The 9,243-nt window shown below is 64.2% G+C and carries 11 protein-coding genes; 7 read left to right on the top strand and 4 right to left on the bottom strand.

Annotated elements, in window-relative coordinates; translation table 11 throughout:
• Positions 1 to 1,322, top strand: a 1,322-nt coding sequence (gene thiC / locus AC1D00_RS13925; protein ID WP_477011060.1) for a phosphomethylpyrimidine synthase ThiC, incomplete at its 5' end; no start/stop codon positions are given.
• A gap of 204 nt (positions 1,323 to 1,526) precedes the next feature.
• On the opposite strand, the gene AC1D00_RS13920 is transcribed toward thiC, so the two are convergent.
• Positions 1,527 to 2,072 (bottom strand): HD domain-containing protein, encoded by a 546-nt coding sequence (locus AC1D00_RS13920; RefSeq protein ID WP_477011061.1) that lies wholly within the window; start codon positions 2,070 to 2,072, stop codon positions 1,527 to 1,529.
• Between the two features lie 98 nt (positions 2,073 to 2,170).
• On the opposite strand from AC1D00_RS13920, the gene AC1D00_RS13915 reads away from it, so the two are divergent.
• On the top strand, positions 2,171 to 2,683 hold the full coding sequence (locus AC1D00_RS13915) for a mismatch-specific DNA-glycosylase (protein ID WP_477011059.1): 513 nt from the start codon (positions 2,171 to 2,173) through the stop codon (positions 2,681 to 2,683).
• A gap of 124 nt (positions 2,684 to 2,807) precedes the next feature.
• Here AC1D00_RS13915 and AC1D00_RS13910 read toward each other — a convergent pair whose 3' ends face one another.
• On the bottom strand, positions 2,808 to 3,536 hold the full coding sequence (locus AC1D00_RS13910; protein ID WP_477011058.1) for an SDR family oxidoreductase: 729 nt from the start codon (positions 3,534 to 3,536) through the stop codon (positions 2,808 to 2,810).
• Between the two features lie 369 nt (positions 3,537 to 3,905).
• Between AC1D00_RS13910 and AC1D00_RS13905 the strand changes: the two genes are divergently transcribed.
• Both AC1D00_RS13905 and AC1D00_RS13900 read left to right on the top strand, forming a co-directional pair.
• Positions 3,906 to 4,790 carry a hypothetical protein gene (locus tag AC1D00_RS13905; protein ID WP_477011057.1) on the top strand — a complete coding sequence of 295 codons (885 nt, stop codon included), beginning with the start codon at positions 3,906 to 3,908 and terminating at the stop codon, positions 4,788 to 4,790.
• Positions 4,791 to 5,022: 232 nt separating this feature from the next.
• Complete coding sequence (locus AC1D00_RS13900; protein ID WP_477011056.1) at positions 5,023 to 5,673, top strand: glutathione S-transferase family protein; 651 nt, start codon at positions 5,023 to 5,025, stop codon at positions 5,671 to 5,673.
• Positions 5,674 to 5,766: 93 nt separating this feature from the next.
• Here AC1D00_RS13900 and AC1D00_RS13895 read toward each other — a convergent pair whose 3' ends face one another.
• Entirely contained in the window at positions 5,767 to 6,204 is a 438-nt protein-coding gene (locus AC1D00_RS13895) for a VOC family protein (RefSeq protein ID WP_477011055.1), read from the bottom strand.
• 150 nt (positions 6,205 to 6,354) lie between these two features.
• Between AC1D00_RS13895 and AC1D00_RS13890 the strand changes: the two genes are divergently transcribed.
• Positions 6,355 to 7,050 (top strand): glutathione S-transferase family protein, encoded by a 696-nt coding sequence (locus AC1D00_RS13890; protein ID WP_477011054.1) that lies wholly within the window; start codon positions 6,355 to 6,357, stop codon positions 7,048 to 7,050.
• Positions 7,051 to 7,168: 118 nt separating this feature from the next.
• On the opposite strand, the gene AC1D00_RS13885 is transcribed toward AC1D00_RS13890, so the two are convergent.
• The gene (locus tag AC1D00_RS13885; protein ID WP_135175792.1) at positions 7,169 to 7,603 is read right to left on the bottom strand and encodes a hypothetical protein; all 435 of its coding nucleotides are present in this window, start codon (positions 7,601 to 7,603) and stop codon (positions 7,169 to 7,171) included.
• 479 nt (positions 7,604 to 8,082) lie between these two features.
• On the opposite strand from AC1D00_RS13885, the gene AC1D00_RS13880 reads away from it, so the two are divergent.
• Both AC1D00_RS13880 and AC1D00_RS13875 read left to right on the top strand, forming a co-directional pair.
• On the top strand, positions 8,083 to 8,466 hold the full coding sequence (locus tag AC1D00_RS13880) for a RidA family protein (RefSeq protein ID WP_135175791.1): 384 nt from the start codon (positions 8,083 to 8,085) through the stop codon (positions 8,464 to 8,466).
• A gap of 143 nt (positions 8,467 to 8,609) precedes the next feature.
• Entirely contained in the window at positions 8,610 to 8,870 is a 261-nt protein-coding gene (locus AC1D00_RS13875; protein ID WP_404553597.1) for a hypothetical protein, read from the top strand.
• The last annotated feature ends 373 nt before the right edge of the window (positions 8,871 to 9,243 follow it).

Genomic DNA, 9,243 nt, shown 5'->3' with positions numbered 1-9,243 from the left:
GTGCCATCATCCCCTGCAACATCAACCACAGCGAGCTCGAGCCGATGATCATCGGCCGCAACTTCCTGACCAAGATCAACGCCAATATCGGCAACTCGGCGGTGACCTCGTCGGTCGAGGAAGAGGTCGAGAAGATGGTGTGGGCGATCCGCTGGGGCGCCGACACCGTGATGGACCTCTCGACCGGCCGCAACATCCACACCACGCGCGAATGGATTCTGCGCAACGCGCCGGTGCCGATCGGCACCGTTCCCATTTATCAGGCGCTGGAGAAGTGCAACGGCGATCCGGTCAAGCTGACCTGGGAGCTCTACAAGGACACGCTGATCGAGCAGTGCGAGCAGGGCGTCGACTATTTCACCATCCACGCCGGCGTGCGCCTGTCCTACATCCACCTCACCGCCAACCGCGTCACCGGCATCGTCAGCCGCGGCGGCTCGATCATGGCGAAGTGGTGCCTGGCGCATCACAAGGAGAGCTTCCTCTACACGCATTTCGACGAGATCTGCGACCTCATGCGCAAGTATGACGTCTCGTTCTCGCTCGGCGACGGCCTGCGCCCGGGCTCGATTGCGGACGCCAACGACCGCGCGCAGTTCGCGGAGCTGGAGACGCTCGGCGAGCTGACCAAGATCGCATGGGACAAGGGTTGCCAGGTCATGATTGAAGGCCCCGGCCACGTGCCGATGCACAAGATCAAGATCAACATGGACAAGCAGCTCAAGGAATGCGGCGAAGCGCCGTTCTACACCCTCGGACCGCTGACCACCGACATCGCGCCGGGCTATGACCACATCACCTCGGGCATCGGTGCCGCCATGATCGGCTGGTTCGGTTGCGCCATGCTCTGCTACGTCACCCCGAAGGAGCATCTCGGCCTGCCCGATCGTAACGACGTCAAGACCGGCGTCATCACCTACAAGATCGCGGCTCACGCCTCCGATCTCGCCAAGGGCCACCCGGCCGCCCAGCTCCGCGACGACGCGCTGTCCCGCGCCCGTTTCGACTTCCGCTGGAGCGACCAGTTCAACCTCGGCCTCGACCCCGATACCGCGAAGAATTTCCACGACGAGACCCTGCCGAAGGAAGCCCACAAGGTCGCCCATTTCTGCTCGATGTGCGGTCCAAAGTTCTGCTCGATGAAGATCACGCAGGACGTGCGGGATTATGCGGCGACGCTGAACGATCCGAACAGCATCGGCATGTCGATCAGCGGTACGGCCGAGGACGGCATGGCCAAGATGAGCGCGAAGTTCAAGGAGATGGGCTCAAGCGTATATCTGGATGCGKAGAAGGTGAAGGAGAGCAATCGGGTGTTGTGAGGAGCCCTCCGCTCGTCATGCCCGGGCTTGACCCGGGCATCCATCTGAAAATGAAAGGCCGGGCGAGCGCCCGGCTTTTTTTTGCGAACGTCGCATCAAGCAGGCGTAACCCGGATGAGCGAAGCGACATCCGGGATCGACAGTTGCCCCGCATGTCGCTTCGCTCATGCGGGCTACGGAGTAGCGCCGCGCACGACGTCGGCTTCAGCTCAACGACGCCAGCTCCCGCGCAAGGTTGTCGCGTGCCTGCCGGTCATGGATCGCGGCGAAAYCGGCATCGGGGTAGATGACCGGCCGGGCGGCGAACTGACGCAACACCTTGGCACGGCCGGCGCGATAGTCGCTGTCGCTGACGTGGATGAATTCCTGGCGGATCGCCGCCGCGTAGGCGTCGTAGCGCGCAGGCGCCGCGCCGAGGATGCTGAGATCGATCGAGATCAGGATCGCGCCGAGGCGATCATCCGGTTGGACGTTGTGCGTCCTGGTCAGGCGGATCAAGCGCCTCACTTCGTGGCCGATATCGGCGCGAACGTGTTGCTCGGCCAGTTGCGCGCTGAGCTCTTCATTGTCCGACCGGGTCGGATCATAGACGACATCGTGCCACCAGATGGCCTCCGTCAGAATCTCGCGCTCGGCCGCCGAGATTCCTTCCACCCGCGCGAGCGCATCGAGACAGTCCTCGATGTGCGAGAGGTTGTGATAGTGCCGGCCAGGCGCCGCATAAGCGGCGGCCAGTTCTTCGCGGTTCATGGGCAAGGTATAGAACGTGAACGACAGAAATGGTAGCCGTCGAGCCGAGCAACCGGGCGAACAGGTCGCCCGCCGCATGCAGGCTCATTGGCCCTTCGATGACCGACAACGACTTACACCGCCTCCCCGACCAACTCCGCCCCAACCTCCGCCTCGTCTTCGTCGGCACCGCGGCCAGCACGCGCTCGGCCGAGCTCGGGCACTACTACGCCCATCCCGGCAACCGCTTCTGGCGCGCGATCCATGAGGCCGGGATCACGCCGCGGCGCTATCAGCCGGGCGAGTTCGCCAAGCTGATCGAGCTCGGCATCGGCTTCACCGATCTCTCCAAGTCGGGCGCCGGGATGGATCACCAGATCGCGATGGAGACGATCGACGTGCCGGGGTTCAGGGCCAAGATCGAGAAGTATCGGCCGCGGACGATTGCGTTCACGAGCAAGAAGGCTGCGAGCTTGTTTTACGGCAGGCCGTCGAGTGGGATTTCGCTGGGGCGGCAGCAGCGCGATGGAAGCCTGCCGGAGATATTCGTGCTGCCCTCGCCGTCCGGCGCTGCGTCGGGGCACTGGACGCTGGAGCCGTGGCGCGAGCTGGCGAAGTGGATCGCTTCGTAGGGTGGGTTAGACGTGCGGCGGCGCGAAGCGCAGTCCGCGCGGCGTAACCCACCAACTTCGTGCGGCGATCGTGGAGGCGTGGTGGGTTACGCTGCGCTAACCCACCCTACGAACTGCACGCGCCCTAGAGATCGAAATTGGTCGGCAGCATCACCACGTCGCGAATGGTCATGCCGCGCGGCCGGGTCAGCATGAACATCACGACCTCGGCCACGTCACTGGCCTCCAGCAGGCTGCCAGAGTCCCTCGCTTCCTTCAGCTTCTCGGGCGGCCAGTCCGCGAGCAGGGCGCTGACGACCGGGCCGGGCGAGATCGAGCCGACGCGGATGCCGTGCTTGAAGACCTGGCGCCGCACCGTCTGGACAAAGCAGTTGATCGCCCATTTGGACGACGCGTAGACCGGCTCCCACGGCGTCGGAAAATGCGCCGCCAGCGAACTCGTGACGATGATGTCGCCGGTCCGGCGTTCGATCATGTGCGGCAGCACGTCGTGCACGTTTTTCATCACGACGTTGACATTCAGGTTCAGCATCCGGTCGATCGCCATCGTGTCGGCATCGACCAGGTCGCCGCCGACATACGTGCCTGCGTTTGCATGCAGGATGTCGAGTTGGCCGGTCTTCTCCAAAACGCGCGGCAGCAGCGTTGCGCAGTCTTTCGGATCGAGCAGATCTACGACCAGCGGGATCACGGTGTCGCCATGCTTGTTGCAGAGCGCCTCGAGCGCGGCGGCGTCGCGGTCGACCATCACCACGCGCGCGCCCGCGGCCAACATCGCCTCGGTACTCGCCAATCCGATGCCGGACGCGGCCCCGGTCACGGCAGCAACCTTGCCTTCCAATTCTCTCGCCATCGGGGTCACCATCCTGCTGAGATTGGCAGTATAGCGATCCAAGGCGACCTGGCGAAGTGGATCAGGTCGCCAAACGGTCAACGCCCGCAGGCGCTGGGTTTCGCTTTGCCCTCCCCATCCGACGCGCCGGCTTTCGCCAGGACGACGCCGCGGGTTCGGCCAACCCACCCTGCGATTTCAGCGTGTTCCCGCGGTCGCTCCGCCGTTTGCAACATTTTCCCGAAATAGGAACTTTGGCGGACAGGGAAGATTGACGCCGGCAGGGTATTGGAGGCGACAATGAACGGTTTGATTTATCTCGTTGGCTTGGTCGTGGTGATCCTCGCCGTGCTGTCCTTTTTCGGCCTGCGCTGAGCAAGGATGATGGAAATGTCCATGGAAAGCCTTCCTTCGGCGTCGCGCGCCGATGTCGAGGCGTATCGCGCCGAGCGCGGACCGCGCCATCTGCAATGGTCGCCGATCCTGCTGGGAGCATTTGCGGCTACGGCGATGTCTTTCATCCTTGTGACGTTCGGCGCAAGCGTCGGCCTGGGCGTCACGTCAGCTTCGCCGACATGGCGCGATGCCTCCGCGGCATTATGGATATTGTCCGGCATCTACCTGATCCTCCAGGCGATCATCAGCTTCGGATTGGGCGGCTATATTGCCGGGTGGGTTCGCAATCCCCTCGCGCCCGGCCCTGTCGAGCAAATCGAGCAGGCGGACGGCCTGCATGGCTTGGCGGTCTGGGCGCTGGCGGTGGTGATGGGCGCGGTTTTGGCCACGCTACTGGGTGCGGCAAGCCTGTCGCGCAATCCCTCAGCCGCCACTTCGGCGCGGACGAGCGCCGCCGAACCGCTGTTGAGCTACGAGCTGGACCGTCTCTATCGCGCCGGGCGCCGTGCCCCCAACATCGATCTCAGTTCGGAACGCGCTGAAGCGGGCCGCATCCTTCTCACCGCGTCAAGCCACGACGGCATGAGCACTGACGACAGGACCTACCTGATCCAGCAAGTTGCCGGCGCAACCGGCCTTGCGGCGGCCGACGCCGAACGCCGGGTCGACAACGTGATTGCCAACGCCAAGACTGCGATCGCGCGATCGCGGCGCAGCACGATCATCCTGGCGTTCTCGGTGGCCACGGCCGTCCTGCTTGGCGCCATCGCGGCCTGGGCCGCAGCTTGCGCCGGTGGCCGGCATCGCGACGGCGCCCCCCTGCCCGAATGGATGGTCCATTCGAATTCATTGGACCGGCGTCGAACCGCGTTGCCATGAAGGATGCGAAATGCGTGGGACCGGTCAGCACAAACCGGTCCCCGAGCGATGTCCATTTGGACTCAAAGCGAGTTGCCAGCGCGACGAGCGCTGGCATGACTTTCTCCAATCACGCGCGCTCCCGCGGCTGATCGCCAGCGGCCCTCACAACGCAAAAGCAAGATAGTCTGTCGGAATCCGCGCCGGCCGTTCGTCCTCTGGATGCAAAGCGCCACCACCCCGGAGCCTCCAGATGCCCCCCACCATCACCGCCTTCGAAAACTCGCCCGACCGCGGCAGGGGACAGGCCCGCGACATGCGCGTCCGCTGGGCGCTGGAGGAGGTCGGCCAGCCCTACGACGTCCGCCTCGTCTCGTTCGCGGCAATGAAGCAACCGGCCCACCTTGCGCTGCATCCGTTCGGGCAGATTCCGACGTATGAGGACGGCGATCTCGCCCTGTTCGAGTCCGGGGCGGTCGTGCTGCATATCGCCGAGCGCCACGCCGGGCTGCTGCCGACCGAGACCAATGCGCGGGCCCGCGCGATCACCTGGATGTTCGCCGCGCTGAACACGCTGGAGCCGCCGATCGTCGAGCTCGGAATGGCGCTGCTGTTCGAGCGCGACAAGAGCTGGCACGAGGCGCGCCTGCCGATGTTGCAGGATCGCGTCCGCATCAGGCTCGGAGAATTGTCTCGTCGCCTCGGCGATGCCGACTGGCTCGACGGGGCGTTCAGCGCCGGCGATCTCATGATGGTGACGGTGCTGCGCCGGCTGAACGCATCGGGCCTGCTCGGCGAATATCCCGACGTCGCCGCTTATGTCGCCCGCGGCGAAGCGCGCCCGGCCTTCAGGCGCGCGTTCGATGCGCAACTGGCTGTCTTCAACGCCGCATCGCGTTCGTAGGGTGAATTAGCCTCGCGGCTGCGCGAAGCGCCGTCCGCGCGGCGTTCCGTGCGGAGCGACCGCATTCGTGACCGCCTGACCCATTCTACGCCCTCACCCCGCATACGCCCTGTCCAGATCCGCAATCACGATCTTCTTCATCTGCATCATCGCCTGTATGACGCGATTGGCCCTGGTGCGGTCGGGGTCGCCGAGGTAGCGGGAAAGCGCCGATGGGATCACCTGCCAGGACAGGCCGAACTTGTCCTTGAGCCAGCCGCAGCGGGATTCTTCGCCGCCATCCGCGGTGAGCCGGCTCCAGAAATAGTCGACCTCACCTTGCGTCTCCACGCTGATGAAGAACGACACCGCCTCGTTGAAACGGTATTGCGGGCCGCCATTGAGCGCATTGAAACGCTGCCCTTCGAGCTCGAACACCGCCATGAAGTCGCTGACGGTCTCTACTTTCGCGTTGGGAAACACCGATTTGTAGAAGGCGACGGCTTCGGGGACGTTGTTGTCGAACCAGAGGAACGGCATGATGGAGGTCATGTGCTGGTATCCTTGGTGATGAAAAGAGGCGAGGAGGCGCGGCATCATCCGGAGGACGAAGCACGAAACCGGGATCCGACAGGCCGGGGCGTATTTTTTTCAGCAACCCTGTATGATGGGCCTGGAGTTGCCCGGTTGAGGAGCCCGCCCATGCTGACGCTCTACTCCTACCCAAAGCTGTTCGGCGTCGCCGACAACAACGGCTACGGCCTCAAGGTCTACGCCTTCCTGAAGCTCGCTTGCGTGCCGTTCGTCCATGAGCACATCTTCGATGCCTCCGCCGCGCCACGCGGGCAGCTGCCCTACATCGTCGACGACGGCGAGACCATCGGCGACAGCGAGACGATCATCGCGCATGCGATCGCGAAATATCGCCTGGGCATCGATGCCGCGCTGTCAACGGAGCAGCGGAGGACCAATCACTTCGTCACCCGCATGCTGGACGATCTCTACTGGGTGATGTCCTATTCGCGCTGGAAGGACGAGCGCTATTACCCGGCCTTCCGCGATGCCTTCATCRCGCAGCACCCGCAGATCAATGCGGAAGGATTTGAGAAGGCGAAGGCGTACAATGCGCAGCGCTATCATTTCCAGGGCATCGGCCGCTACACGCCGGAGCAGGCCTATGCGCGAGGGCTCGCCGACCTCCAGGTGCTGGCCGAGATCGTGCCCGCCACCGGTTTCGTGCACGGCGAAGCCGCGACCAGCATCGATGCCGGCATCTATGGCTTCATCGCCAACATCTATTACTTCCCGATCCCGACGCCGCTGAAGACCTTCGTCGACGCGCACGCCAATCTGGTCTCGCATTGCGAGAGGATCCATGCGGCGGTGAGCGGATCGTAGGGTAGGTTAGCTCGCGGCCGCGCGGAGCGTGGTCCGCGGGCGTAACCCACCACTTCTGTCTCCGCGGAAACCAAAGAGGTGGGTTACGCCTTCGGCTAACCCACCCTACGAGACCTGCCTACCGCATCGTGATCGCGAGCCCGCTCAGATCCGCATTCGCCATCAGGCCGGTCTGGTAGCCCGACAGCTCCAGCACCGCGCCCTTCTGGTTGGTGAGCACGATGGCGCGGGCGCCGCGGCCGACGGCAAGGCCGGCACCGGCGGCGCCGTAGACACCCGCGACGTCGGAGGGACGGTTGATGTTGGAGACGCGGCCGCGCAGCACGGTCTTGGAGCCGCCGAAGACGAGGCCGTAATCGAGGCCGCCGGACGAGAGCCCGTAGGAGCGGCCGCGGAAGTTCAGCACGCCGGAGCCGCCGGAGCCGCCGATGATCCAGCCCGCCTTGTAGATCGTCAGCACCACGGTGCCGCCGTCGGCCAGCGCCGAGGTCGAGAGCCCGGCAAGGGCGGCGATGGCGACCAGCGCGGCGCGAAGGGTGGATGCGAGCTTCATGGGGCGTCTCCGGGGGCTATTTTTCAAGGAGGGATCGAATCAGACCGGACGAATCTATCCGATCGATCACGGCGGCAACATGATGGAGCGGCCGTGAGGCGTGAGGTGCAGCAACGCATTCAACTGTCATCGCCCGGCTTGACCGGGCGATCCAGTATTCCAGAGACGGCGGTGGCTGAACCGGGAAGCCGCGGCGTACTGGATGCCCCGGTCAGGCGGGGCATGACGGCGGAGCTCGGGGCCGCAGCACGGGCAACTTCATGATGCCATTCTGCTCCTGTTTTGCCCGACGGAGCAACCGATTATTTTTCTTTTTCCGAACTGAAAAGACTCCAATGAATTCTGTTCGATCTCTACTGTGCATGGGGTTGTTTTCGCGGTTTTTGTTTTGCCCCCCTGCGCCGGCCCCCTGATGACGATTGCAAGTCCCCCGCATGTCGCTACGCTGATGCGCCCTGCACGACCCCCGAGGTGATCCCATGACGATCCAGCATTTCGCGCCCCCGCCGCATGTGAAGGCACCGCCGCTGTCCTTTGCGACGCGCGTCGGCGACCTCCTGTTCGTTTCCGGCATTCCCGGCTTCGACGGCAATGGCGCGCTGCCCGACGGCTTCGAGGCGCAGTTCGCCAACGTCGCCGTCAACATCAAGCGCGTGCTGGACGAAGCCGGTGCAACCGTCCGCGATCTCGTCAAGGTCAACGTGCTCTTGACCCGCGCCTCCGACGTCGCCGCCATGAACGCGCTCTATGCCGGCGCGTTCGGTCCGCCGCCCTATCCGGCACGCACCACCTGCGTGGTGCACGCGCTGCCTGATCCGAAGATGCTGATCGAGATCGAGGCGGTGGCGTCGCTTTCGAAGTGAGCAGTGTGACTTGCCGGGCACGCGGCCAAACCAAGTGCCCTGCATCGCCTGACATGTCCGTGAACGGCGGCTCCCCGGCTTGCAAAGGACCGGCTTTTACCGCACGAATTTCCGGGTCACACTTCCCCACAAGGAGATATTTCATGCGTCGCGTTCTCGCCCTCTGTGCCGTTGCCGGCATCGCTAGTTCCGTGTTCGCCATGCCCGCTTCGGCGGCAGTCGGCTATTACGTGATCCGCTGGGACAACACCGGCATCTGCCAGGTCTGGAACGAGGACCTGAAGTACAAGCCGTTCCAGTGGGGCGCTTCGACCTACAAGGTCGTCAGCAAGCCGCAGCCGACCTTCACGGCCGCCTCCGACCTCCAGATCAAGCTGCGCGCGGAGCGCCGCTGCACGCTCTAAGCCTGACGCGACAGACCGGATTTGAAGGGCGGATCGCGCGAGCGATCCGCCCTCTTCTTTTGGGCGGGCGGCCCTCGTTTTCCGGCCAAAATCCCGCGTTTCCAGCGCACGCGCTTTGAACCTGATCAGCAGGCGGAACTACTCACATCTTGTCCGGGGCGCGCTCCCCAAAAGCGTCCCGCACCACCCCTCCCGTGATTGTCGGGAGGCGCATCACATCTTTCATTTGAGGAGCTGATCATGCGTCGTATTTCCGTGCTGTGCGCTGCCGCCGGTCTTGCCGTCACTGCCTTCGTGGCCGCGAGCCCTGCCGAAGCCAACTATCACCTGATCCGCTGGCAGGACACCGGCTTCTGCCAGATCTGGGACGAGA

The organism is Bradyrhizobium sp. P2_E8, from assembly GCF_056403875.1.
This window is presented reverse-complemented; position numbering and strand designations above follow the sequence as displayed.

What these genes read in the sequence shown, in the direction of transcription:
- AC1D00_RS13915 (WP_477011059.1), top strand. Translation starts at nt 2,171, where the DNA reads ATGACCGACAACGACTTACACCGCCTCCCCGACCAACTCCGCCCCAAC.
- AC1D00_RS13910 (WP_477011058.1), bottom strand. Translation starts at nt 3,536, where the DNA reads ATGGCGAGAGAATTGGAAGGCAAGGTTGCTGCCGTGACCGGGGCCGCG.
- AC1D00_RS13905 (WP_477011057.1), top strand. Translation starts at nt 3,906, where the DNA reads ATGTCCATGGAAAGCCTTCCTTCGGCGTCGCGCGCCGATGTCGAGGCG.
- AC1D00_RS13900 (WP_477011056.1), top strand. Translation starts at nt 5,023, where the DNA reads ATGCCCCCCACCATCACCGCCTTCGAAAACTCGCCCGACCGCGGCAGG.
- AC1D00_RS13895 (WP_477011055.1), bottom strand. Translation starts at nt 6,204, where the DNA reads ATGACCTCCATCATGCCGTTCCTCTGGTTCGACAACAACGTCCCCGAA.
- AC1D00_RS13885 (WP_135175792.1), bottom strand. Translation starts at nt 7,603, where the DNA reads ATGAAGCTCGCATCCACCCTTCGCGCCGCGCTGGTCGCCATCGCCGCC.
- AC1D00_RS13880 (WP_135175791.1), top strand. Translation starts at nt 8,083, where the DNA reads ATGACGATCCAGCATTTCGCGCCCCCGCCGCATGTGAAGGCACCGCCG.
- AC1D00_RS13875 (WP_404553597.1), top strand. Translation starts at nt 8,610, where the DNA reads ATGCGTCGCGTTCTCGCCCTCTGTGCCGTTGCCGGCATCGCTAGTTCC.